The organism is Sporosarcina thermotolerans (genome assembly GCF_042658975.1).
Lineage (GTDB): Bacteria > Bacillota > Bacilli > Bacillales_A > Planococcaceae > Sporosarcina > Sporosarcina thermotolerans.
Map to the genome: position 1 here is coordinate 517,756 of NZ_JBHSRM010000013.1, position 26,332 is coordinate 544,087.

At 40.9% G+C, this 26,332-nt stretch carries 24 protein-coding genes; 9 read left to right on the forward strand and 15 right to left on the reverse strand.

Going from position 1 to position 26,332, the window contains the following annotated elements:
- Positions 1-4: 4 nt before the first annotated feature.
- From ACFPZG_RS10460 to ACFPZG_RS10485, 6 genes are all read right to left on the reverse strand, one after another.
- Positions 5-850: a polysaccharide deacetylase family protein gene (locus ACFPZG_RS10460; RefSeq protein WP_317940160.1), complete on the reverse strand. Its 846-nt coding sequence runs from the start codon at positions 848-850 to the stop codon at positions 5-7.
- 122 nt (positions 851-972) lie between these two features.
- Complete coding sequence (lpdA, locus tag ACFPZG_RS10465; protein ID WP_317940161.1) at positions 973-2,385, reverse strand: dihydrolipoyl dehydrogenase; 1,413 nt, start codon at positions 2,383-2,385, stop codon at positions 973-975.
- A gap of 4 nt (positions 2,386-2,389) precedes the next feature.
- Positions 2,390-3,712 (reverse strand): dihydrolipoamide acetyltransferase family protein, encoded by a 1,323-nt coding sequence (locus tag ACFPZG_RS10470; protein WP_317940162.1) that lies wholly within the window; start codon positions 3,710-3,712, stop codon positions 2,390-2,392.
- A gap of 39 nt (positions 3,713-3,751) precedes the next feature.
- Positions 3,752-4,729, reverse strand: coding sequence for an alpha-ketoacid dehydrogenase subunit beta (locus tag ACFPZG_RS10475; protein ID WP_317940163.1), 978 nt, complete (start codon positions 4,727-4,729; stop codon positions 3,752-3,754).
- Between the two features lie 3 nt (positions 4,730-4,732).
- Positions 4,733-5,848, reverse strand: a complete 1,116-nt coding sequence (gene pdhA, locus ACFPZG_RS10480) for a pyruvate dehydrogenase (acetyl-transferring) E1 component subunit alpha (RefSeq protein WP_317940164.1) — start codon at positions 5,846-5,848, stop codon at positions 4,733-4,735.
- A gap of 256 nt (positions 5,849-6,104) precedes the next feature.
- Entirely contained in the window at positions 6,105-6,746 is a 642-nt protein-coding gene (locus ACFPZG_RS10485; RefSeq protein ID WP_283731611.1) for a YkyA family protein, read from the reverse strand.
- A 136-nt stretch (positions 6,747-6,882) separates the two neighbouring features.
- Between ACFPZG_RS10485 and def the strand changes: the two genes are divergently transcribed.
- Entirely contained in the window at positions 6,883-7,446 is a 564-nt protein-coding gene (gene def / locus ACFPZG_RS10490; protein WP_283731610.1) for a peptide deformylase, read from the forward strand.
- A gap of 527 nt (positions 7,447-7,973) precedes the next feature.
- Here def and ACFPZG_RS10495 read toward each other — a convergent pair.
- The gene (locus tag ACFPZG_RS10495; protein ID WP_283731609.1) at positions 7,974-8,396 is read right to left on the reverse strand and encodes a hypothetical protein; all 423 of its coding nucleotides are present in this window, start codon (positions 8,394-8,396) and stop codon (positions 7,974-7,976) included.
- A gap of 339 nt (positions 8,397-8,735) precedes the next feature.
- Between ACFPZG_RS10495 and ACFPZG_RS10500 the strand changes: the two genes are divergently transcribed.
- Both ACFPZG_RS10500 and rnjA read left to right on the forward strand, forming a co-directional pair.
- Positions 8,736-8,945, forward strand: a complete 210-nt coding sequence (locus ACFPZG_RS10500; RefSeq protein ID WP_283731608.1) for a DNA-dependent RNA polymerase subunit epsilon — start codon at positions 8,736-8,738, stop codon at positions 8,943-8,945.
- Between the two features lie 5 nt (positions 8,946-8,950).
- Positions 8,951-10,618: a ribonuclease J1 gene (gene rnjA / locus ACFPZG_RS10505; RefSeq protein ID WP_317940165.1), complete on the forward strand. Its 1,668-nt coding sequence runs from the start codon at positions 8,951-8,953 to the stop codon at positions 10,616-10,618.
- Between the two features lie 53 nt (positions 10,619-10,671).
- Here the strand turns inward: rnjA and ACFPZG_RS10510 are convergent, their stop codons facing one another.
- Positions 10,672-11,331: a potassium channel family protein gene (locus tag ACFPZG_RS10510; protein WP_283731607.1), complete on the reverse strand. Its 660-nt coding sequence runs from the start codon at positions 11,329-11,331 to the stop codon at positions 10,672-10,674.
- 97 nt (positions 11,332-11,428) lie between these two features.
- Positions 11,429-11,884 carry a redoxin domain-containing protein gene (locus ACFPZG_RS10515; protein WP_283731606.1) on the reverse strand — a complete coding sequence of 152 codons (456 nt, stop codon included), beginning with the start codon at positions 11,882-11,884 and terminating at the stop codon, positions 11,429-11,431.
- A gap of 180 nt (positions 11,885-12,064) precedes the next feature.
- Between ACFPZG_RS10515 and ACFPZG_RS10520 the strand changes: the two genes are divergently transcribed.
- From ACFPZG_RS10520 to ACFPZG_RS10545, 6 genes are all read left to right on the forward strand, one after another.
- Positions 12,065-12,607, forward strand: a complete 543-nt coding sequence (locus tag ACFPZG_RS10520) for a helix-turn-helix domain-containing protein (RefSeq protein ID WP_317940166.1) — start codon at positions 12,065-12,067, stop codon at positions 12,605-12,607.
- Positions 12,608-12,624: 17 nt separating this feature from the next.
- Complete coding sequence (locus ACFPZG_RS10525; RefSeq protein ID WP_317940167.1) at positions 12,625-13,731, forward strand: ABC transporter ATP-binding protein; 1,107 nt, start codon at positions 12,625-12,627, stop codon at positions 13,729-13,731.
- Complete coding sequence (locus ACFPZG_RS10530) at positions 13,721-14,545, forward strand: ABC transporter permease (RefSeq protein ID WP_283734616.1); 825 nt, start codon at positions 13,721-13,723, stop codon at positions 14,543-14,545. The genes ACFPZG_RS10525 and ACFPZG_RS10530 overlap by 11 nt, the downstream gene beginning before the upstream one ends.
- On the forward strand, positions 14,529-15,329 hold the full coding sequence (locus ACFPZG_RS10535) for an ABC transporter permease (RefSeq protein ID WP_283731604.1): 801 nt from the start codon (positions 14,529-14,531) through the stop codon (positions 15,327-15,329). Before ACFPZG_RS10530 ends, ACFPZG_RS10535 begins: the two co-directional genes overlap by 17 nt.
- Entirely contained in the window at positions 15,326-16,396 is a 1,071-nt protein-coding gene (locus tag ACFPZG_RS10540) for an ABC transporter substrate-binding protein (RefSeq protein ID WP_283731603.1), read from the forward strand. The genes ACFPZG_RS10535 and ACFPZG_RS10540 overlap by 4 nt, the downstream gene beginning before the upstream one ends.
- 171 nt (positions 16,397-16,567) lie before the next feature.
- A complete protein-coding gene (locus ACFPZG_RS10545) occupies positions 16,568-17,728 on the forward strand; it encodes an MFS transporter (RefSeq protein WP_381427205.1) in 1,161 nt (386 codons plus the stop codon).
- A 35-nt stretch (positions 17,729-17,763) separates the two neighbouring features.
- On the opposite strand, the gene ACFPZG_RS10550 is transcribed toward ACFPZG_RS10545, so the two are convergent.
- Genes ACFPZG_RS10550 through ACFPZG_RS10575 form a run of 6 tightly spaced genes read right to left on the reverse strand, consistent with a single transcriptional unit; the run spans position 17,764 to position 26,332 of the window.
- Complete coding sequence (locus ACFPZG_RS10550) at positions 17,764-20,361, reverse strand: VWA domain-containing protein (RefSeq protein ID WP_317940169.1); 2,598 nt, start codon at positions 20,359-20,361, stop codon at positions 17,764-17,766.
- On the reverse strand, positions 20,345-22,111 hold the full coding sequence (locus ACFPZG_RS10555; protein WP_317940170.1) for a vWA domain-containing protein: 1,767 nt from the start codon (positions 22,109-22,111) through the stop codon (positions 20,345-20,347). Before ACFPZG_RS10555 ends, ACFPZG_RS10550 begins: the two co-directional genes overlap by 17 nt.
- Before the next feature lie 14 nt (positions 22,112-22,125).
- A complete protein-coding gene (locus ACFPZG_RS10560) occupies positions 22,126-22,998 on the reverse strand; it encodes a DUF58 domain-containing protein (RefSeq protein WP_283731598.1) in 873 nt (290 codons plus the stop codon).
- Positions 22,995-23,990 carry an AAA family ATPase gene (locus ACFPZG_RS10565; RefSeq protein ID WP_283731597.1) on the reverse strand — a complete coding sequence of 332 codons (996 nt, stop codon included), beginning with the start codon at positions 23,988-23,990 and terminating at the stop codon, positions 22,995-22,997. Before ACFPZG_RS10565 ends, ACFPZG_RS10560 begins: the two co-directional genes overlap by 4 nt.
- 22 nt (positions 23,991-24,012) lie before the next feature.
- Positions 24,013-25,476 carry a hypothetical protein gene (locus tag ACFPZG_RS10570; RefSeq protein ID WP_283731596.1) on the reverse strand — a complete coding sequence of 488 codons (1,464 nt, stop codon included), beginning with the start codon at positions 25,474-25,476 and terminating at the stop codon, positions 24,013-24,015.
- A 13-nt stretch (positions 25,477-25,489) separates the two neighbouring features.
- Complete coding sequence (locus tag ACFPZG_RS10575; protein ID WP_317940171.1) at positions 25,490-26,332, reverse strand: ABC transporter permease; 843 nt, start codon at positions 26,330-26,332, stop codon at positions 25,490-25,492.

Genomic DNA, 26,332 nt, shown 5'->3' on the forward strand with positions numbered 1-26,332 from the left:
TCACTTATTCATTCTCTTCTATTCCTTTTATCAAATTCGGATCGACAAAATTATAACCTTTCTCTCGCAATCCGTTTACTATCTCCTCTAACGCATCAGCTGTCCATTCCCTATCATGCATTAATAGATTTGAGCCATTTCTCAAGAGTTCAGTATTCACCATAATATCCGCAATTTTTTCTTTCGTCATATACTCTTTTTCATAATCGTATCCATATGACCAATTCATCAACAGCATACCTTCTTCTTTCGCCAAAGCACGGCTAAAATCGGTATTCACACCAAATGGAGCACGGAAAAACTTTGGACGCTCACCAGTCACCTCTTCAACGATATCATTCACGGAAATGATTTCCTCACGTTGTTCATCTTCCGATATTTTTTTTAGATTCGCATGCGTTTTTGTATGATTACCGATTATAAAACCCATATCATGGATTTCTTTCAGAATCGTCTTTTTTTCGTCAGTAGCGATGAAGTGACCGTTGACGAAGAAAATTGCAGGAACACCCAATTCCTTCAATGTCTTGGCCATATCAAGAGCCCGTTTATCTGGAGCGTCGTCTATTGTAAGAAGTACAACTTTTGGGTCCGCTTCACCGAATGGTTCGATTGAATACGTATTTGGATTCATCACGTATTGTGGTGCTCGAATAGATTTCTCCTCTTCTTCCTCTGCTATTTCCGTTTCGGATTCATTTTCAATATCCTTTTCCAAAACCTCTTCTGTTTCTATTTCTGCATTTGCTGGATTTTCTTCATGTAGAGAAGTTTCAGGATTCGTTTTTTCATTGCAAGAAGCCAAAAGCAGCATGGACAGTAATGGTATGTATAGTATTCTCTTTTTCATAGAAACATCTCCTTTTATTGAATAATTCAATCCTAACATGATTTTGGATATCGCTTCAAACGAATAAAACGCGTCCGGCGGCAATTCATGCCTTGGACGCGTTCTCTATTAAACATGAAATATTATTTTGTAATCATATGAATAGGTTTACCTAAAGCAACTTCCGCTGCTTCCATTGAGATTTCACCCAATGTTGGATGCGCATGGATTGTCATTGCGATATCTTCAAGTGTCATACCTGCTTCAATTGCAAGTCCAAGTTCCGCTATCATATCGGATGCATTTTCTCCTACGATTTGCGCACCTAATAGTAATCCGTCTTCTTTACGTGAAACAAGTTTAACGAAACCGTCAGTTGCATTCAGTGCAAGCGCACGTCCATTTGCAGCAAATGGGAATTTGCCAGCTACAACTTCATACCCTTCGTCTTTCGCTTGTTTTTCATTTAATCCTACTGTTGCAAGCTCAGGATCAGTGAAGCAGACAGCCGGAATAGCCAAATAATCTACCTCGGATTTCTCGCCTGAAATCGCTTCAGCTGCTACTTTCGCTTCATAAGAAGCTTTGTGTGCAAGCTGTGGACCCGATACGATATCACCGATTGCATAGATGTTCGAGATACTTGTACGGCATTGCTTATCTACATCGATCAAACCACGCTCAAGGAATTTAACGCCCATTTCTTCAAGACCGATTTCATCTGTGTTCGGACGACGTCCAACTGTAACGAGAACATAGTCAGCTTCAACTTTTTGCTCTTCGCCTTTTGCTTCGTAAGTAACGACAACTCCAGTATCGGACTCTTCAACGCCTTTTGCAGATGCTTTCACAACCACTTCGACGCCTTTATTCTTCAAGCCTTTTTTAACGATTTGAGTCATTTGTTTTTCGAAGCCAGCAAGGATATCATCTCCACCTTCGATAATTGTAACTTTCGATCCAAGGTTGGCATAAGCGGAACCAAGTTCAGTTCCTATGTAACCGCCACCGATAACTACAAGATGTCCAGGCACCTCTTCTAAGTTTAGCGCCCCTGTAGAATTGATAACACGTTTCGAGTATTTGAATGATGGAATTTCAACAGGACGTGAACCAGTAGCGATGATCGCATTTTTAAACTTATACGTTTGCGAAGATTTCTCGTCCATTACTTTTGCAGTATTAGCGTCAACGAAGTATGCTTCCCCCGTGACGATATCCACTTTATTACCTTTTAACAATCCTTCAACGCCGCCAGTCAATTTGTTGACTACACTATTTTTGAAAGCTTGAGCTTTTGAGAAGTCAAGCTTTACATCTGTTGCCGTAATTCCCATATCATCGGAATTCTTAGCAGATGCGTAACGGTGACCTACAGAAATAAGTGCTTTGGAAGGGATGCATCCAACGTTCAGACATACGCCTCCAAGATTTTCTCTTTCAACGATTGTCACTTTTTGTCCCAACTGCGCTGCTCGGATTGCCGCAACGTATCCTCCTGGGCCAGATCCTACAACAAGTGTATCCACTTCGATTGGAAAGTCTCCTACTACCATTTGCTTACGCCTCCATTAATAATAGTTCTGGATTGCCGAGTAATTTTTTAATATGGTTCAGAGCTTGCTGTCCTGTAACACCATCAATCACTCGATGATCGAATACCAAAGATAATGCTAACATAGGTGCAGCTATAATTTCACCATTTTTTACAATTGGTTTTTCTGAAATTCTTCCAATTCCAAGAATTGCAACCTCAGGATGGTTGATAATCGGTGTGAACCATTGTCCACCTGCAGAGCCGATATTCGTGATTGAACAAGAAGCACCTTTCATTTCTGCGGGGCTTAATTTACCGTCACGAGCCTTTTCTCCCAACGTGCTAATCTCTTCAGAAATTGCAAATACTGATTTACGATCTGCATGTTTAATTACCGGAACTAAAAGACCGCGATCTGTATCAGCCGCAATTCCAATGTTGTAATAATGCTTTTGAATAATTTCTTCTTTTGCATCATCAAGTGATGTATTCAACTGCGGGAACTCACGTAAGGTCGATACAAGAGCTTTTACAACGTAAGGAAGATATGTTAACTTAATATCTTTTTCCGCAGCAATCGCCTTGAATTTCTTACGATGAGCGACAAGCTCGGTTACATCGATTTCATCCAATAATGTCACGTGTGGTGCAGTATGCTTGGAATTGACCATTGCTTTTGCAATTGCCTTACGGATTCCTGACATTTTCTCACGAGTTTCTGGGAAATCACCCTCAAGCACGACTGGTGCCGCAGGGATAGCAACTTTTTCTTCAGATACAACAGCGTCTGTAGTTTGAGCTTCTTGAGTCGGTTGTGCAACTTCCTGTTGTCCGCCGCTTAAGAACGTCTCAATATCCTCTTTCACAACACGCCCGTTTTTACCTGACCCTTGCACCTGACGAATATCTACTCCCTGCTCACGAGCATATTTTCGGACAGATGGCATCGCGATAACACGTAGTGATGGTGATTCTTCAGCTTGCACTTTTTCAGGCTGCTGTTGCTTTACTTCAGCCTTTTCGATTTTTTGTCCTGCTTCAGCAGTCGACTGAACCTGTGCTTCAGTCTCCTCTTTGCCCTCTTCTTCAACATGAGGACTTTCGAATCCTGGAGCATCAAGACGGATTAAAACGTCTCCAACAATTGCAACTTTACCTTCTTCAACAAGGATTTCTTCAACTGTGCCGGTAACAGGAGATGGTATCTCTACTACTGCTTTATCATTTTGGATTTCAAGAAGCGTGTCGTCTTCATTGATTTTATCGCCTTTAGCAACAAACCACTTTACAACTTCACCTTCGTGGATTCCTTCTCCGATATCCGGTAAACGGAATTCATATGCCACAAGATTCACCCTTTCATATTGTCACTGTTAAACCTCAAATTAGAATGTCAACACTTTCTTAGCTGTTTCAATAATGTCGTTTGCATCCGGCAGCCAAGCATTTTCACCTTGTGCAAATGGATAGATTGTATCTGGAGCTGCCACCCTTAAGACTGGAGCCTCCAAGCTCAAGATTGCTCGTTCTGTAATTTCGGATACGACATTAGCTGCTATACCTGCTTGTTTTTGTGCTTCTTGGACAACGATTGCTCGGTTCGTTTTCTCAACGGATGCAATGATTGTTTCGATATCCAATGGTTGGATTGTCCGCAAGTCAACTACTTCTACTGAGTATCCTTCTTTCTCCAATACTTCAGCTGCTTTCAAGCTTTCATGCACCATCGCACCATAAGTAATGATTGAAAGATCGCTACCTTCACGTTTCACATCAGCCTTACCAAGTGGAATTGTATATTCTCCCTCAGGAACTTCTTGTCTGAATGAACGGTAAAGTTTCATATGCTCAAGGAAAACAACCGGATTATCATCCTTAATAGCAGAAATAAGAAGCCCTTTTGCATCATAAGGAGTTGAAGGAATAACTACTTTTATCCCCGGTTGTGATGCGACAAGTCCTTCTAAGCTATCAGCATGCATTTCCGGTGTTGCAACACCCCCGCCGAATGGAGAACGGATTGTAACTGGAGCATTGAAATGTCCACCACTACGGAAGGATTGACGTGCTAGCTGACCGCTTACAGAGTCGATCACTTCAAAAATGAAACCGAAGAATTGGATTTCCATTACCGGACGGAATCCAGTTAACGATAAACCAATTGCAAGTCCGCCGATACCAGACTCGGCAAGTGGTGTATCGAATACTCGATCCTCGCCAAATTCTTTTTGTAGCCCCTCTGTTGCGCGGAATACACCGCCATTTACCCCAACGTCTTCACCGAAGACGAGGACGTTTTCATCATTTTTAAGCTCCGTGCGCATTGCATCGGTAATCGCTTGAATCATCGTCATTTGTGCCATCGGTTACTTCGACTCCTTCTCTGTGTAGATATCAAGTTGTTCTTGTAAGTTATATGGCAGATCGCCTTTATACATAATTTTGATAAAATCGCTTACTTTCTGTTTAGGTGCACCGTCAGCCAATTTAATAGCTTCTTTGATTTCTTCTTTAGCGCGCTCGATCACTTCGTTTTCCTTTTCTTCCGACCAAATGCCTTTTGCTTCAAGGTATTTACGGAAACGGATCAACGGATCGCGCTTCTCCCATTCGTTATCCGTGTCGGACGTACGGTATCTCGTCGGATCATCGCCCGCCATTGTATGTGGACCATATCTGTAACACATCGTTTCGATCAACGTAGGACCTTCACCGTTAATCGCACGTTCTCTTGCATCATGAGTCGCAACATACACTGCAAGTGCGTCCATCCCGTCAACAAGAATGCTTGGAATACCTGCTGCAACACCTTTTTGTGCAAGTGTTTTCGCAGCTGTCTGCAATTCACGAGGAGTTGAGATTGCATATTGGTTGTTTTGAACTACAAAAATTGCTGGTACACGGAATGCTCCTGCAAAGTTGATACCTTCGTAGAAATCACCTTGTGAAGTTCCACCATCACCTGTATAAGTCATAGCAACCGCTTTCACACCACGTTTTTGGAAACCAAGTGCAACTCCTGCGGCTTGGATATATTGTGCCCCAATAATGATTTGCGGAACGAAAATATTCAATCCTTCAGGAATGACACTTCCTTGATAATGTCCACGGGACCATAAAAACGCCATATGTAATGGAAGGCCATGGAATAAAAGTTGCGGTACATCACGGTAGCCCGGCAAGATGAAGTCTTCTTTTTCCAATGCAAAGTGTGATGCTAACTGCGAAGCTTCCTGACCTGCTGTCGGAGCATAGAATCCAAGTCGACCTTGACGGTTCAAAGAGATAGAGCGTTGATCTAAAATTCTTGTATAGACCATTCTCGTCATTAATTCCGTAAGTTCTTCGTTGGACAATTTCGGCTCAGCGTCCTTATTGACGATTTCGCCTTCTTCATTCAAAATCTGGAACATCTCAAACTGTTCTTCAATAGAATGAAGCGTTTCCACCGGATTGAACTGCTTGTCTTTTTTTGCAGCCATAGCGGCAACTCTCCTTTATAACTGTATTATTTTTTCTATTACTTAAAGTGATACAATAGTCTTCACCATTTAGTATACTTAAGTGGAGCAAATTGGTCAATCGTTGAAATCATCGTTATTTCAATGCGTAATCACTATCTTAATTATACCAGAATAACAGTCTGTACTACTACAATATTTCACCTGTATTATAATAGTTATGCATTTTAAGAAAAAGAAAAAGTGGAGCAAATCGCCACCACTTTACCCATTTCCTTTATTTATCCTTTTCTAAACTTGAAAACACATCGTCCTTTATCGAATTGACTTCTTTTGTTGCTTCATTGAAATCGGCAATAGCAGTTTTAACAACCGCATTTTGTTCGTTGATTTCTTCCACTCTTTGCTTTAATTCTTCCAATTTAACATCTTCTTTGGATAAAACACTGTAAAATTCTTTTTGAAGAGAAGCTAACTTTCTATATTCATCCACAAATGACCGATGTAGTTCATATCGTTTTTGAACAGAGACTTTCAACTTTTCGACCTGACTTTTCTCCGATTCTGAAGCTTTTTCCAGAATCGTATCGAGTTCTTTGATGAATCCTTCCGCTTCCTTCATGGATTCTTTTTCTTTGCCTAATTGACCTAACCTCTCTTCAATAAGTTTCTCCAACTCTGTCACATTGGACCGTAACTTATCAACATCTTCCTTCGTTAACTCCATTGTTTCTTCAAATATCTTTTGTTCCGTCAATTCCATCTCTGTCATTTCACTTTGCGTATTTCGATATTCCGACTCAGAATCATTCATTTTAGATAGCGTGTCGGATAATTGTTTCTCGGTTGACACACCTATGCTGCAACCTGATAGTATCATTACACCGATCACCAAAAATCCTAACAGATTTTTCTTCATACGTTTTCCTCCAATCTTTGTTTCACTATATCGCTATCGTTCATCCTTTTCAAGGATGCACAAATTACTTTAACCATTTTTCCTATTAGCATATAATAGAGGAAAGCATGGTAAATGAAAGGAAGAAGAGCATCCAATGATTTTGATGAATGATATTGTGCGCGAGGGTCATCCCGTACTAAGAAAAGTCGCAAAAGAAGTGACTTTCCCTTTAATTGATGAAGACAAAAAACTTTGTGAAGAGTTACTTCAATATATTATAAATAGTCAAGACTTTGAAGTATGCGAACGATACGACCTGCGACCAGGCATAGGACTCGCTGCACCACAGGTTAATGTTTCAAAACGAGTATTCGCCTTGCATATTGAAGATGATGATGAAGATAAAGAGCCGCTAAGCTTTGTCGCCATCAACCCGAAAATAATTAGCCATTCAGTTGAAAGAACTTATTTATCGTCCGGAGAAGGCTGTTTATCAGTAGACCGCGATGTTGAAGGTTTTGTACCTCGCTATTCGAGAATTACGATTAAAGCATTCGATGTTGACGGCAAGGAATTCAAGTTAAGATTAAAGGGCCTTCCGGCTATTGCATTTCAACATGAATTGGACCATTTGAACGGTGTCATGTTTTACGATCATATCGATCCTAATGAACCTTTCAAAGAAATCCCAGGCGCAGTTCCTTTTGAAAGGGATTAATGGAAGATAAATAAAAAGTAAACCGTTGATTTACGCTGCTGGCGGACGCTTTCCGGGGGGCGGGCGGTGAGCCTCCTCGGTCGCTTCGCTCCACTGCGGGGTCTCACCTGTCCCGCTTATCCCCCAGGAAAAGCCGTAACAAAGAACGGCTTTTGCGAACAATAGCGAAGCGTTGAGAGCATATCTTTGCATTTCGCCGCCTTCCGCTTCAATAAACAGATATTCTTTCACCATAATTAAAGTTTAAAATTAATAGAATACCCCATCAAAAAATGCTTAGAAGTCTCTGAGCATTTTTTCTTTCCATATTCCTTCTAAAACTATTTCCCTTGTTTGAAACGAAATCGTCCACTTGCAGCGCAAAATAACAGCAAATTTCTAATCAGGAAAATGTTTATCACCACTCAAAGCATGCTTATCACCACTTATGTGGGGTTTATCACCACTTAAAGCATGCTTATCACCACTAAGGCGATGTTTATCACCACTTAGTGTTAAAAACTCGATTTTTCCCTATACTATGCGTTTTATGTCCATAACATTTCTAAATTAAAAGTAATCCAAGTAGCTAAAGTGTGATCATCGTCGATTTTTAACAATCCTTCGTAAACAGGTGTATTATAATCCAATTCTTTTGACTCAATGATTAGTGCTTTTAAAAAGTCTAGAATATCTGTACGTATTTGGGGGTGTTTGAACCCACCGTTACCAAGATTTGACCAGATGAATTGTTTAATTTTCTCTGCTTGCACCTCTTCCACGTCAGTTAACGATACTTTCATAGTTGTACCATTAATTTGGTACACTTTCTCAATCTTCTCAGGAATAGTTCCCAAATTCACCATTTCTCCATCTGACGTACTTGCAGTAAACGGTTGTTCCTTTATCTCTAATCCCCAACACTCAGCCAATTCTGACCAACCGTAACCTTTAAATTTATATTCACTCATTATTTTCATCCTTTCATTAATGGGAAGTATTTCCGTTGATTGAAGCGGAAACCGTCCGCCTGCAGCGCAAATCAACATTACCTATTTTCATCATTAAACCTTAATTCAACTTGACAGAAAGTTCGAATAGATGTATAATGTCTTTAAGGAGTGATATGCCCATGTACAAGCGCCTAAAACGCAAACTGTTGAAACGGCTCAATGGCATACTCGGCAAAAAGACTATTGCATAATTTCACGCCCGCCAATGCAATTGGTGGGCTTTTCTTTATTTTAGACAACTGACATGCTAAGATGAAGAGAAAGATTTCAAACGAACGTAAAAAAGGAGAGCTTACCATGATTTACAAAGTCTATTACCAAGAAAATGTAACACAAGTACCTATTCGCGAAAACACAAAACATTTGTACATCGAATCCGATTCAGAAAGAACTGTCCGCGAAAAACTGAAGGATCGTAAGTACAATATTGAATTGATTCAGCTACTTGAAGGCGAACATCTCGAATATGAGCAAGCATCCCCTCATTTTGAGTTAGAGCAGGTCTAAGCATCATGAAATTAATAAAAAACAATGAAACTGCCGTTTTCGCTTTAGGCGGACTTGGTGAAATCGGCAAAAATACGTACTGCGTACAATTTCAGGATGAAATCATCCTAATTGACGCAGGCATTAAATTTCCAGAGGACGATTTGCTTGGAATTGACTATGTAATTCCTGACTATACGTATTTGGAAAGGAATATCGATAAAATCAAAGGGCTATTTATCACGCATGGCCACGAAGATCATATTGGCGGTATTCCATATTTACTAAGAAAAATTAATATTCCAGTCTATGGTGGGAAATTAGCACTTGGCCTTCTTCGCAATAAACTCGAGGAACACGGCCTCCTTCGAACAACAAAAATGATTGAAATCAAAGAAGAAGACGTCATCAAATTCAGAAAGACATCTGTTTCTTTTTTCCGAACAACCCATAGTATTCCCGATGCTTTCGGAGTAGTCGTTAAAACACCTTCCGGAAATGTCGTACACACGGGAGATTTCAAATTTGATTTCACTCCGGTCGGAGAGCCTGCTAATCTTGCAAAAATGGCAAAAGTCGGTAGCGACGGTGTCCTTTGTCTTTTATCGGACAGTACGAATGCCGAAGTGCCGAACTTTACAATGTCGGAACGAAAAGTCGGTGACAGTCTTAACGAAATTTTCCGGAAAGTGGATGGAAGGATCATTTTCGCTACTTTCGCTTCCAATATACATCGTCTACAACAGGTTATCGAAGCTGCTGAGCATTATGGTAGAAAAATAGCTGTATTCGGCCGTAGCATGGATAATGCAATTACAATTGGTCGTGAACTGGGATATATTAATGCCCCTAAGGAATTATTCGTTGATACTCAATCACTAAACAGACTTCCCGCCAATGAAGTAATGATTCTTTGTACAGGAAGCCAAGGTGAGCCTATGGCAGCTTTGTCGAGGATTGCGAATGGGACTCATCGCCAAGTACAAATACAACCTGGCGACACTGTAATCTTTTCGTCGTCTCCAATTCCCGGAAACACTCTTAGTGTTAACAAAACAATTAATGCGTTGTTCCGTGCAGGAGCCGAAGTTATTTATGGTGCTCTAAACAACATCCATACATCTGGTCACGGATCCCAAGAAGAACAGAAACTGATGCTTCGTTTGATTAAACCTAAATTCTTTATGCCTATCCATGGAGAATACCGCATGTTAAAGATGCATAAAGAGCTTGCCATTGACTGTGATGTTGAACCAGAAAACACATTCATCATGAGTAACGGTGATGTCTTGGCGTTAACTGAGAATACTGCAAGAGTCGCTGGCAAAATTCCATCAGGAGATGTGTACATCGACGGAAGTGGAATTGGTGATATTGGAAGTGTTGTATTACGCGATCGTAAAATCCTTTCCGAAGACGGTTTGGTGATCGTTGTTGCAACAGTTGATAAGAAACGTAACAAAGTTGTTTCAGGACCGGACATTATTTCTCGTGGTTTTGTCTATATGAGAGAGTCAGGTACAATGATTAGCGAAGCCCAGCAATTGTTGTCTAAGGAATTGAATAAAAAGCTTGCCAATTCCTCGGCCGAAGCAGGAGCTTTAAAGAGTGACATAATCGATATCCTATCCCCTTATTTATACGACCAGACAAAGCGGAGACCAATGGTCCTTCCTGTCGTCATGGAAGTATAAAACAAAAAATCCTCTGTCATTAAATGACATGAGGATTTTTTTATCTTTCAAATTTAATGAAGAGACTTTCTCTCGAATCTATGGATATCGATATCAGAACCAATGACAATCAAAATATCATTCAGTTCAATCTCCTCAATAGCTTGTGGTGAAACTAATATTTGTGATTGGCGTTTAATCGCGACAATATTGACCCCGAATTTCGCACGGATATCTAAATCGATCAGTGTAAAACCTGCAATTTTTTCATTTGCCCTGATTTCAACAATCGAATACTCATCCGACAATTCAAGGTAGTCAAGGATGTTATTCGAAACCATATTATTTGCAAGCCTTTTCGCCATATCGCGCTCTGGATGCACAACCTGATCGGCCCCGATTTTACTTAATACTTTTTCATGATAATCATTTTGCGCTTTGACGGTAACTTTCTTTATACCGATTTCTTTTAATATCAATGTCGTTAAAATACTTGCTTGTATATTCTCCCCGATCGCGACGACAACATGTTCGAAATTCCGGATCCCGAGTGCACGTAACGCAGATTCGTCGGTCGTATCTGCTGAAACTGCAGTAGTCGCAATTTGAGCAAACTCTTCCACCCGTTCATGGGACACATCAATCGCCATAACATCCGCGCCAAGTTCCACTAATTCCTTAACAATGCTACCGCCAAATCTCCCTAATCCAATGACAACAAATTCCTTTTTCATATACCGACGCTCCAATCCGCTTGATGGATGAAACTAGTGTATCATACTTTCCTGACAAATAAAAAAGACGACCTATCCTATAGGCCATCCCGTTTATCTATTGCATTCTCGTTTCATCCAATACACGACTTACACGATTTTCAAGCATATGCATACTTCCGCTTCCACCTGCTTGGAAATGACGCAATTGACCATGCTTATCGAAGACATAATACGCCGGAACGAATTGGTTATCGAATGCATCTGACAATAGTAAATCATTATCGACAAAAACCGGTTGTGTAATATCATGTAATCTAACAAGCGCTTTAATCGTATCCAAATCATTGTCATCTGCGGATCGAGGCATATGCACAGCGACAATATTCAATTTACCCTTGTAGCGGTCACGGATATAATTTACATCCCGTATTGCTACTTTGCATTGACGGCAGCTTGCAGACCAAAAATGAATAAGGGTAGGCCTCTCACCTATCAGATCATACCTATCCACCCTCCCATTTAACCAAGTTGTTGCTCCTCTCAATTCGGGCATCTGTTCGCGTATTTTCATAGGTTTTTCCCTCCGTTTAAAAAGATCTTCACTGCCTATTCTATGCGTGCCCATCAAAATTTGTATTAAATTTAATTAACATCTTGATTTTCAACCAGTATTTTGTATAATTAAAAAGGTTTATAGTAAACTTAAAGTACAGTAATACTAAACTCCGATATGAAGGGAAGATGATACACCATGCAGATCGGGAGTAAAATCAAAAGTCTTCGATTGAAAAAAGGATTGACCCAAGAAGAGTTAGGCGAAAGAACTGACCTTACAAAAGGCTATATATCTCAATTGGAACGCGAACTTACTTCTCCATCAATCGAAACTCTCTTTTCTTTATTGGAGGTGTTAGGAACTACGCCAAAAGAATTTTTCGATGAACCTAAGAAAAACATGAAAGTAGTTTACTCACCTGAAGATCAAACCACCTATGTGAATGACGAACTAAAATATAGTATCCGTTGGTTAGTTCCCCGTTCGAATGAAAATGAAATGGAACCTGTCCATATTTCATTTTCAAAACACGGCGAATTTAAACAGTTCGATCCATCGCTTGCGGAAACTTTCATTTATGTTTTATCCGGTAAAGTTGAAATTGAACTTGGCAAACGTACATACACGGCCTCGAAGGGTGATTCAGCTTATTATGAAGCATCCGACCATCATCGTGTATCGAATGCAAATGAAGGTCCGACCGAGTTGCTACTTGTGGCAACAGAATCATATTTATAAAGGGGGAAATTTTTAAAATGGCAAACCAGCCTATTATCCGTTTTGAGAACGTAACAAAGAAATACAGTGATGACACAACCGTATTGGATAATGTCTCTTTCGAGATGGAACGCGGTAAGTTTTATACTTTATTAGGACCTTCAGGATGTGGTAAGACGACAATTCTTCGATTAATCGCGGGATTTATCGAGCCAACTGATGGGACGATTTACTTCAATGGAAAAAACATCAATAACGTCCCTGCAAATGAACGTCAAGTGAATACGGTATTCCAAGACTATGCCCTCTTCCCCCATCTGAATGTGTATGAAAATATCGCATTCGGCTTGCGTATAAAAAAAGTGAAGAAGGATGAAATCGATCTTAAAGTCAAGGAAGCATTGAAATTCGTCAATCTTGCGGGCTATGAGAATCGGGAAATTACGGAGATGTCAGGTGGCCAACGCCAACGTGTTGCAATTGCAAGAGCGATTGTCAATGATCCCGAAATCATTCTCTTAGACGAACCTTTATCCGCCCTTGACTTAAAGTTACGTTCGGAAATGCAGTATGAATTACGCGAATTACAGCAGCGTTTAGGTAAAACATTCGTCTTCGTCACTCATGACCAAGAAGAAGCACTTGCCATGTCGGATGAAATCTTCGTCATGAACGACGGTGTTATTCAACAATCCGGTACACCTCTTGATATTTACGACGAACCGATTAACCGTTTTGTCGCAGATTTCATTGGTGAATCCAATATAGTTTCAGGTCGAATGATTGAGGATTATATCGTTGAATTTACAAGCAAGAGATTTGATTGTGCTGATGCGGGTCTTCAACCGAATGAAAAAGTCGATATCGTCATCCGGCCAGAGGATTTGGAGATTACAACCGTCGATAAAGGTAAAATGAATGTAACAGTAGATACACAATTATTCCGTGGAGTACATTATGAACTGTCCACTTATGACAAGGACGGAAACGAATGGCTCGTCCATTCAACAAAGAAGGCGGAAGTTGGTGCAGTAATCGGTCTCGATTTCAATCCTGAAGACATTCATGTCATGAGGTTGAATGAGTCAGAAGAAGAATACGATGCAAGACTTGAATCCTATGGAGCGCTTGCCGATGAAGAATAATCGCCTACGGTCAATTTACACGGTTCCTTATACAGCTTGGATAGTATTGTTTGTCCTTGCACCGATTGCATTGATCGTCTACTATTCATTTTTCGATTTAACAGGCAACTTCACTTTATCCAATTATAAAGACTTTTTTACATCTGTTTATCTTAAGCTAACAATAAGTTCATTTTGGTATGCATTTTTAATTACATTGTTTTCATTGTTAATCGCCTATCCAACAGCTTATTTCATAACAAAGACTAAGCATAAGCAGCTATGGCTTTTATTAATCATTATTCCTTCGTGGATTAATCTATTGCTAAAAACGTATGCGTTCATTGGATTAATGGGATTATACGGACCAATCAATGCGTTGCTTGATGTAATAGGTATTGGCAAACAACAGATTCTGTTCACCGATTTCAGTTTCGTTTTCGTTTCCGTCTATATTTTCATTCCGTTCATGATTTTGCCGATTTTCAACGCGCTCGACAAGTTGAACCCTGCATTGATAGACGCGTCACGTGATTTAGGTGCTAATAGTTGGACGACGTTTAAACGTGTGATCTGGCCGTTGACGATAAACGGCGTGAAATCGGGTATTCAAGTGGTTTTCATCCCTGCCCTATCGCTCTTCATGATCACAAGACTGATTGCAGGTAACAAAGTGATTACACTAGGAACAGCAATTGAACAACAGTTTTTAGTGACGCAAAACTGGGGAATGGGTTCAACGATTGCGGTATTCCTAATTCTCTTCATGTTCATTATAATGATGTTCACTACTGGTAAAGAAAAGGGGGTTACAGGCAATGGAAAGAATAGGTAAGCTTCCAAAACTGTATCTAACTGTTATTTTCATTATCCTGTATGCGCCTATTTTTTATTTGATATTCTACTCTTTTAATTCTGGAGGCGGAATGTCGAATTTCGAATCATTTACTTGGGAGCATTATGCCGCAGTTTTTGAAGATAAACGGCTGATTATCATTGTATTAAATACAGTCATTATCGCCCTATTATCCGCACTTGTTTCAACAGCTATCGGTGTTATCGGAGCGTTGGCTATTTACTTCATGAGAAATAAAAAAATGAGAAATGCAGTGCTTTCACTGAATAATATTCTGATGGTAAGCCCAGATGTTATTATCGGAGCATCATTCCTCATCCTTTTCACAATGATTGGGGTTAAATTAGGCTTCGCATCGGTGTTGATATCACATATTGCATTCAGTATTCCGATTGTTGTTATTATGGTATTGCCGAAATTATCGGAGATGAATCCTACTTTGATAGATGCTGCACGCGATTTAGGTGCAACGCATAAAGACATTATGACAAGGGTCATCCTCCCTTTCATAAAGCCAGGTATATTCGCCGGGTTTTTCCTTGCACTAACCTATTCTCTTGATGATTTTGCAGTTACATTCTTTGTAACTGGAAATGGATTCTCTACTTTATCCGTTGAAATCTATTCAATGGCGAGAACAGGGATTAGTCTTACTATCAATGCCCTATCCGGAATTATCTTCGTAGTAACAGTTGGCCTTGTACTTGGATATTACGCACTAACTCGGAAAATGAAAGCGCCTCTTGCGGGGGTGAAAAAATGAAATCAATCTATCAAGCAGCAATATTAATCCTTATCGTTTCCGGTATCCTAATTTTCATCAATGCCAAATTGAATGAAGGAGGTTCAGCCGGAAAAAATACAATCACAGTTTACAACTGGGGCGAATATATCGATCCTGATCTGATAAAGCAATTTGAACAAGAAACAGGCATCAAGGTCATTTATGAAACATTCGATTCGAATGAAGGAATGATGGGAAAGATCGAGCAAGGCGGTACATCATATGATATTACAGCTCCTTCAGAATATATGATAGAAATGATGAAAGAAAAGAACCTTTTGTTGCCACTTGATTTCAGTAAAATTCCAAACATCAAGCATATCGACCCCTATTTTTTAGATTTGTCATTCGACCCGGGGAATAAATACTCCGTCCCTTATTTTTGGGGAACGGTGGGGATCGCCTATAATCCCACTTTGTTAGAAGGCCAAACATTTGAAAGTTGGGACGATCTCTGGGACCCTTCCCTAAAGCAAAGGGTTATCCTTGTAGATAGCGCAAGAGAGACAGTAGGGATGAGTTTAAATTCATTGGGATATTCTTTGAACTCAACAGATCTTGATGAATTACGCGAAGCAACAGATAAGTTGAAGGCATTAACTCCCAATGTCAAAGCAGTAATCGGCGATGAAGTAACTCAGTTAATGGTCAATAACGAGGCGGCCATAGCGCTAACTTGGTCCGGTCAGGCAGCTGACATGATGTCTGAGAATGAAGATATCGACTATATCGTACCTGAAGAAGGGTCCAATTTATGGTTTGACAATTTTGTCATTCCACGGACGGTTAAAAATATCGAAGGTGCCTATGCCTTCCTTAATTTTATGCTTGACCCAGAAGTAGCAGCTCAAAATGCTGATTATGTCGGTTATTCAACGCCAAATCTAACGGCACTTGACTTGATGGATCCTGAAGTGGTGGAAGATGAACGCTTCTACCCTGATGAAGAGACACGGAGCCATTTGGAAGTGTATAAAAACTTAGGTTTAGAATTATTAGGCGTTTACAATGAACTCTTCTTGGAATTCAAAATGAATTTGAGATAATCGTTCAATGCCCCCCCTCAATCTGTTTGAGGGGGGGTTATGTTCCTAAGCACCGAAGTGTTTTTACTTGCCGACTGTGGTAAACTATTTCAGATACACGAAATAGTTAAGAGAGGTGGTGTGTTCTTGGTCGAGAAACAACAATCCAATAATTTGGCATTATACATACTGATGTTCAATATGTTTATCGCCATGGCTGGCATTGGCCTAATTATTCCTATCATGCCGAAGTTCCTTGGAACATTCGGAGCTGCCGGGCAAGTGCTTGGGTTCCTGATTGCAATATTTTCCTTTGCACAGTTCATTTTTTCTCCTATCTCCGGAAGTTTATCCGACCGACATGGCAGAAAGAAAATTATTATTTTCGGATTAATAATATACGGCTTAGCGCAGCTTGCGTTCAGTATGTCGACTCATTTATGGATGCTTTTCGCAGCTCGATTCTTCTCGGGTCTCGGGGCCGCATTCATCGTGCCACCAATGATGGCATTCGTTGCCGATATAACGACTTTGGAGCGACGTGGGAGAGGAATGGGTCTCCTTGGAGCGTCAATGTCATTGGGCTTTATGATTGGACCGGGTATTGGCGGTTTTCTTTCGAAGATTAGTCTTCTGTTTCCTTTTTATTTTGCAGCAGGAGCTGCAGTGTTTGCAGCAATATTATCTATTTTCATCTTGCCGAATCCCGCGCCATCCATCTCAGTTGAAAAGCTTCAGAGTCGGAAAGAAAATCTGATTGAACAATTGTATCGGTCAACGAAAACACCTTACTTCATAATGTTGATTGTCATGTTCGTTTTTTCCTTCGGACTTGCAAACTATCAGGCGACAATTTCACTATATGTTGACCAGAAATACGGATATACTCCTTCTCAAATCGCAATCCTTATCACTGTCGGGGGATTTGTCGGCGTCATTGTACAAACTTTTGTTATTAACCCGCTGTTTAAACGGTACGGTGAAATGCGCGTTATATTAGTCAACTTGATTGTCGCTGCATTTTCTATGTCGGCAGTTTTACTTGTTGATCTATTTTGGACGATTCTTTTAGTTGCGACAGTATTCTCAACAGCTACTTCCCTACTACGTCCAGCCGTGAACACACTCGTATCAAAGCTTGCTGGAGAAGAACAAGGCTTTGCAGCAGGGATGATGAATGCCTATATGAGTTTAGGCAATATGGTCGGTCCCGCACTTGCCGGTTCTATTTTCGATTTCAATATCGCTTTGCCTTACTTGGTTGGTACAGCAATATTATTAATTTGTTTTGGAATTACTGGCTTTTGGGCCAATAAAAACAAAACACTTCTTGCATCAACACGGACAACATAAAAACCTCATCTTCGAATCTGAAGATGAGGTTTTTCTTATCTTTTCTTTTTCGCTTTCAAAAGTTCAGATACATGGTCTTCTGCAACGGCGGGGTTACTTTCCGTTACAGGTTTTTTCTCGATTTTTGCCATGAGTCCCGAGAACATGCCAAAACGGCGTAATGTAATATCAATAAAAAATAAGATCATCGCAGCCATGATCAACCAATTTGCGATAGGCTTTTGATTCCCACTCTTAAACGGATGTGACCTGAATACTTTTTCAGGATCTTCATGATATTCTCCGCCTGTACGCTCAGCGATTTTTTCCAGTAACGCAACATTCGGCTCTGATGGCTTGTATTCCTCACTGTAAGGGACTGACACACCCGCTTCAAACAAACCGCCTTTATCATCCGAAACACCGAAAAAGACAAGTCCCGGATCTGCTTGCAAGGTAACTCTTACTTTCCCGGGAGCCAAAGGTTCAGACTGGAAAGGTACCTCATTTCCTTTTTCATCTATAATGGCAATATCGAGGAATGCAGCCTTACGGGAACTGTCTGTTACTGTATACGTACCGCCACGATCATGGGTAATGAGATAAGGGACGTCTTCATACGACGGCAGAAGTCGTGAAACAGCCGTATTCCAAAAATCGGAATAGCCTCCCCATCTTGCAAGATCCCCTGACCACTTTCCTGTCGAATCTGAAGTGAAAGCAATCGTACGACCTAAACCATACATCCACTCCGCAATGACAGGGTCTTCTTTAGGACTTTCCGCAACAATAGTCGAGGATCCCTTTGGAGTTGTTGCAATATAAGCATTCATTTGTGGTACCCCGTCCTTGAAAATCGATGTCCACTCCGGAACATTGCTGAATGTTGCGTAGAACGGATCGTCTTCAATATACGTTCGGGTTAGCATCGATGTCTCCCGCGTTAATATTGCGGGAATTGTTGACTCATCCACCGCATCATAAAATCTTCCCCCGCCAATTTCAGCTAATTCTTCTAATAAGACACTATCTGCATCCGTTCCGATTGCAACGGTTGATAATGTAACATTGTTATTTTTCCCCTCTGAAATAATATCTTCATAATCAGGAGGCATACCTGACTGCCCATCTGTCAAAAGGATAATATGTTTTCGTTGGAGCTTTAAATCGGCTAAATCTTCGTAACCTTTCTCGACAGAAGGGAAAATATCTGTACCACCAGCGGCGGGAATCGATAGAATTTTATCGATCGTCTCTTGCTTATTCCCTAAGGGTCCAACGGGAATCACTTCCCATATTTCATGGTCAAATGCAGTGAAACCAAATGTATCATCATTCCGCAGCAATTCCACTGCCCTTGCGGCAGCTTCCCTAGCAATCACAATTTTCGAGCCGGACATACTTCCCGAACGGTCCATAGCGATGACAAGTCCAAGTGAAGGAAGCTGTTCTTTTCCTTTCACTTCCATTTCCACAGGCAATAAACGCTCGATTGGGGATTTGAAATAACCACCTAATCCATAGCTTTCATCTCCGCCCACCATCATGAAGCCTGTACCGAAGCTCTTGACTGCCTGTTCGATTACTGCCATTTTATGTTCACCAACAAGATGACCTGGGACATTATCGAAAAGAATCGCACCATAGCCCAAAAACCCTGATAAATTCTCTGGTAACTGTTCGGCATTCACAACTTCAACTTCCATGGCATTTTGGTCAAGAAGTGTTGGGATAACAGATGGATTACGCTCCGTTTGAACGATGAGAACCCTTGGGGATTGCTCCAACATCGTAACGGATAGCATTCGGTTGTTTTCCAGTAATCCATCATCAGGGACAATCAGTTTTGCCTCGTATTTCAGAAGTCCAGTTCCCCTTGCCTCTACATGGAATGAAAACATGTTTCCACCTTCATCAAGTGAGACAAGTTCATTAATTATTTCTTCATCGTTTCGATAGATAAGTAACTGACCAGATTTCTGGGAAGACGATTCTACTTCCAGCTGCAGTAATTGTTTTTCCCCTTCATATGCAGTTCGTGGGGTTTCGAATAGCGAGATAGATGCATCTGTTCTATTTGCCCTGTTTAAGACAACCGTATCGATTTGAACTCGGCTATTCTCGTACTTTGGCAATAGTTCCTCCATAGACCCTTCCGTCTCTAACCCGTCGGATAAAAGAACAATCCTTGTAGCTAAATTCGATTTTGCCACTGCTGCGGACAAATCTATTGCATTCGCGATGTTCGTATTATTACTTGATTCAATCGGCTCCAATTTTGGCAGCTTTGCTTCCCCATCGGATAATTGAAAATCGGTTCGAAAGGTACCGGCAAATGAATAGATCCCTACTGATTGATTTGCACGGCGGAACTTTAAGCTGTCCGTAATCCATTTTTCAGCTGATGGTCCTGCATCTTCGACTGATACGGATCTATCCACGACAAATAAAATCTGTTCCTCATTATCCGGCAACATAATATAAGGGAAAGTAAGTGCAAATACGATACAAAAAATTGTCAGGCTCCTTAGCGCATAAAGAATGGTTCCTTTTCCAAAGAACCGCATTTTCGAAGCCTTCCAAGTGTACACCATATAAAGCGCTACAGGGATAAGCAACACTAGCCATAGCGGCTCCTCAATTCGGATATCCACGACGTCTTTGCACCTCCCACTCAATCAATAAAAGAAGGAGGACAGGCAATAAAAATAGCCATCCAATCATACTTTTGCCTTCTTCTTTCCCACTACTATCAACTTCAACGAAGCCTATACGATAACTCATTCCACTGGAAACAACTTTTTCGTTCGGTTCCAATTGAACTGATAAATATTTCTCCGTTCCGCCATCTATCATTTTATAAACCCCTGGTACTGAGGGTGCTACAAAACTTCTGCCATTCGGGTAGCTAACAACGTATTTGTCTTCGATTGTAAAAATTTCGATTCCGTCCGATCCTCCACTTGTTAGGACGGCTTTCCTTTCATTTGGAGTAAAAGTCCCTACATTCTCATTAGCCGACCTAAGCGTTTCTGCAGTACTCCATATAAATAGCGGAAATGAGGGATGTAATGGCCAATCGGTCAACGCAATATCTGATAAGACGATAATATCGCCTCGCTGCGAACGCTGTATAAAAGGCTTTCCATCTATTGACGCCAATGTCGTATACCCCTCAAACGGAGGGTATACTGCACTCACGTATATATCATTAATCGATGCAATGGTAAACAAGGAGTCGTTGACACTATCCACCACCCCTGAAACCGGCTCAGTTGACGAATCGTTTCTGCCAAGTAAAAGAATCGGGTCCGATCCCTCAAGAAGAAATGACGGATCATTTGTCACAAGCATTGCCTGATCCCTTGCCATCGCATTTTTCTTAACGGAGCCCGTCGTTACGGTTAATCCGATTGCTTCAAATGCTTTCTTTACAAGTTCATGCAATTGGCTATCTACAATTACCTCAGACGATTCGTTGCCAATCATGACGAAGGCCTCGTTATCAGTTTGATAATCATCTTGTACTTGAAGAACAGCACTAACGGCAGAGAGTAACGGTAAACCTTTAAATGAAAGAAGAATATCAGCTTCCTCATTGACGGAAAATTCCTGTTCCGATAATGATTCATCTGTCAATTCATTCTTAATGATCACCTTTCCAGATTGTTTAGATTTAGATTGATTCGACAGCTTAATAATGGCCTCGGTTCCATCCACGGTAGATACGGCACCGAACTTTTCAATGGCGATATTAACGGATGGACTTTCATTGTTATGTACTGTCCAGGTGATTCCACTTACACTTTCCACGAATACCGACCTATCTAAAAAATCGGTGAAAATATGGACATCCGCACCATCCTGCAAAGCAATTGACTTTGCGAAGTCGATTGAGCGTGCCATATGTTCATGTTCATATTGCACACCTAATTTATCAATTGCTGCCAAAACTGCGCGTGTATCAGTCTCTTTCCGCAATAACAAAGACGGTTCTTTTCCGGTGGTAATGATTGATATTGCGTTACCAGCACGCTCTTCAGCGAGGTTTATCATTTTTTCTTTATTTCTTTCAAACAATGAAAGATCACCATCGGTTACACCCATGCTTGCAGATGTATCCACGACGAAAACAGTATGACTGTCCATAACAGTTTCCTTCGGTAAAAAAGGTGCAAGTAATATAAAAAGCAAAAGTAATAATGCCGCCATTTGTAAATAGAATAACGCATTACGCTGTAAATTTTTCAAATAAGGAGACACCTTCGTCTCACGCATTGAGTTCTCCCAGAATAATGTAGATGAAATTGTTGTGGTGACATACTTTTTCCTGAAGAAATAATAAAGAAGGACGGCCAACGGAAAAACCGCAGTCCACATATTACTTAACTGATCGAACCCCACTTAGCCGCCCCCTATCACTGTAACCAACCAACTTGGCGCATTTTTTTCGTGAATAGATCCATGACACCTTCAGAAACCTCTGAACGTAATAATCCAATTCCGTACTTATTCGCCAATGCGGTTAGTTCGTTTTCATGTTTTCTTTTTTTCTCGGTATAGTCTTCAACGATTCTTTTAGTCATTGAAACTTCAATAACCGATTCATTCTCGATATCCACTAGCCTGACATCGCCTTCAAATGCAGGAAGCTCTTCCGATGAAGAGTGTACGGTCACTATACGGACATCCCTACAAATACCGGGTAATCTCTTGCATAACTTCTCCCATTTCTCAAGCTGTTCCAAACCGTCGGTAATAATTAATAGTACAGTCAATGCCTTCGGTATATGTTTTAAGGCTTGATCAGCAAAATCCATATTGGATGATGGGGTTTCAATTTTGGAAATGAATTTTGATAAATTAGCACGATGTAATGCACCTTTTTTCCGAAAAAAGAAGCTTTCATCCGTGCTCCAGGTAGAAAACGAAACAGTATCACCGCTTTTTAAAGCAATATGGCCGAATCCAATTGCAATTTGGCGTGCAAAATCCCATTTACCATCTGTACCCATGGACTTTGTGGAATCGAGTAAGATATGTACCCGCATCTCCTGTTCATCTAAAAACTGCTTAATGAAGGGTTTATCCGTACGCGCAAATACATTCCAGTCGATATGCCGTAAATCGTCGCCGGGATGATATTCTCGGAAATCCGAAAAATCGAGGGAAGAACCCGTCTTAGTTGAACGATGCGCACCTTTATGATGACCAAGGCGTCTCGATTTCGTCGAAATGGACAAAGCACCCAACCGTTTGGCCAATCTATCGGGAAATAGCTCTACCTTCATTGGATTGAAGCCCCTTGACGTACTTCCTCCAATAGTTTATCGATAAGCTTGTCGACATCAATCCCTTCCGCTTCCCCTTCATAATTGATGAGGATACGGTGCCGTAATGCTGGTTTTGCAACTGTTTTAATATCTGCAATTGATACATGAACACGCCCCGCCATAAGCGCTCTTGCTTTCGCAAGACGTATGATGGACTGCAACCCACGAGGGCCACTGCCATACTGAACGTACTGATTCCATTCATCTTCCGATCCCGATTTATGATGGGTTGCTGAAACAAGATCGACTGCGTAGTCAATCATATCATCAGCAATGACAACCGCTTTCGCCATTTCTTGTGCTTCTACGATTGTTTCAGTATTCATGACTTTTCGTATGGCAATAGACTCAGGACCGGTTGTTCTTAACATTATTTCCTTCAATTCTTCCTTAGAAGGATATGGCAATAAAACTTTACATAAGAACCGGTCCATTTGAGCTTCAGGCAATGGATAGGTACCTTCCATTTCAATCGGGTTTTGAGTAGCCAAGACAAAAAACGGTTTGGCCATCTTTCTAGTTTCACCAAGCACTGTTACGGTTTTCTCACCCATTGCTTCAAGAAGAGCACTCTGTGTCTTCGGTGTGGCACGGTTTATCTCATCCGCAAGTACCATTTGGCTGAAGATGGGTCCTTCCTTGAAAACAAATCGTTGTACGCCATCCTCACTGCGTTCAAGAATACTGGTTCCCGTTATATCTGCCGGCATTAGATCCGGTGTGAATTGGATTCGAGAGAAGGAAAGGTCCAAGACTTCCGAAATAGTTCTGATAAGCATGGTTTTCCCAAGTCCAGGTAGCCCTTCCAACAAAGCATGCCCATCAGACAAAATGGAGTACAAGGAAAATTCGACTGCTTCCTGTTGTCCAACTATGAATTTGCCTATTTCTGCACGTACATCAGCAAGTTTCTTGCTCATTTCTTCAAATTGTTCCGACGAAAACGACATGTGTACATCTCCCATTCATTTCTCATTCAATTGATGAAAAGTAATCAGAAAGAATTCTTTGCAAGTCAGCAGGTAACTTTAACTTATCCGAACCTTTCAAGTATGCATCTTTGTAACTGCCCACTACTTCGCGGTATGGCTTAAGGTTTCCTCTTTCGACAAGACCGTCACGTTCATTCTCTTCGATAAACTCACCTTCTCCAAGTTCACCGCCAATTACTGTTGGATCATTGTAGCCACCTATACGATCGTTTGGAATCGAAAGCATATTCCGGCCACCTGTTCCCGTTCCAGCACCCGGGCCCTGACCTTGGCCTTGACCTTGACCTTGACCTTGGCCTTGACCTTGACCTTGACCTTGACCCTGACCTTGGCCTTGCCCTTGCCCTTGCCCTTGCCCTTGACCTTGACCTTGGCCTTGACCTTCGCCCTGACCCTCGCCTTGACCTTCGCCTTGACCTTCGCCCTGACCCTCGCCCTGACCCTCGCCTTGACCTTCGTCTTGACCTTCGCCTTGACCTTCGCCTTGACCTTGACCTTGGCCTCCAGAACCAACTTGGGATTGGCCTGAGCCGGTTTTTCCATTTGTATTGGTGTTAGATTGGCCACTGCCCAACGGCTGGTTCCCGGCGTTAGCTAATGCTGGTAAAGAAGGGGCTTTGCCGATTTTATTTAATGCGCTTTGTGACTTTCCTGCTTGCTGAGCGAGCTGGTCGACTAACGGCCTAAGTTTGTCGAGTTCATCCTCTTCAGATTCACTTAATCCTTCGCCATCGTTATTTTTCTTTTCGGCTAATCTCTGTTCCTTCAACTTGAACTCTTTTTGTTTCTTCACTAATTCTCGCAAAGTCTCTTCAGTTGTTTCCATGGCTTTTAATTTCTCAGTTAAGTCTTCAAGATCCTTCTTAAGTTCAGGGTTTTTTTCCTTTTTGGCTAACTCTTGAATTTCTTTCTTTAATTCTTCAATGATCTCTTTCTCCTTGGCAACAGCAGTCGCTTCCTGCTGTGCATTAGAAGGAAACATCACCAACAATATAGATGCTGTAAGAAGGATCAGAAAACCAACTAACATCTTGCCATTTACAAACTTCTTTTCACGTTTCTTAAATTCTAGATACGCAGAGTTCATACTTTTCTTCGCATTTTGAGTGATTGACTCAGCAAAGCTCGATTGTTGGATACGATCATCCAATGCCGTCACTAATAAATTATCAGGTAAATATTTATCCAGCCTCCAGATGGCCTCTTCACGCCGAACATTTTTTAGTAATAAAGCGACAATCGTAACTCCAATTGTTAGGCAAGCAATCCAAATGGCTATCAATAAGTAATGCGGCAGTATGAACAGTCTGGAAGCGGAAAGGATTAGTGTGAACAGCAAAGCGGACAGAAACAATCCAGTTTGCAACTTATAGACCGATCGTTCGAGACGTAATGATCTTAACGCCTTTTTGACATATCGCTGTAACGCTATTTTCCCTTCCATCTGTTACACCCCCTCATTTTAATCTTTTCATATTGACACGTAATCTTTTCACCGATATAAAAAACGCCGTCACGGTAATCAATCCATAAAATATTAAATAACCGGCCCAAATCGGGAAGTCGATTTTCGTTAATTCGCTAATGGAGCTATTCAAATCGGGTGATAAAAATGATGCAAACAGCACCCCAGGATTAATGGATGCCAAAAACTGACCTAAATAAGAAGGTGAGGTAATGGTCCCCATATTATTGAAAGCTTTCATTTGCATTACAATAATGAATAGGAAACCAGTTACTACCGATAAGAAAAGCATTGATCCATATGTTGCAATCATTGATACAATTGTTCTGCGAATTAATGTAGAGAACATGACCCCGATACTTCCAATTGCTAACAACGTTACGAATAGGAAGAAAAAAACCTTTACAAAATCCATTGGGGAAATACCGCCAAACAAGAATACCAAGCTATAAACAGGAAGTCCCGCAACGATTAGTAAGAGTAGGAAAGCTACGGACGAAAGCATTTTCCCTGAAATTATTTGAAACGAGCTTTGAGAAGTTGTCAAAAGAATTGGCAATGTCTGTTTTTCCCTTTCCGAACTGATTGATCCAGCCGTTAGCCCTGGGGCTGTGAATAACACAAGCCCAAGTTGGATATAGGATAGAAAGGCAAATAGGACAAAACTTTGACTTGGTCTGAAATAGGATGTGCCCGTCATGTTAACAGTGAGGAATATATAACCGAAAACAAATATGCACATAGCTAACAGAAAGAATAATATCCCATTGAAGCCTTTGAATGATCGGAATCTAAGTTTCAATTCCTTAAAAAGAACCGGATTATTAAAATTCAT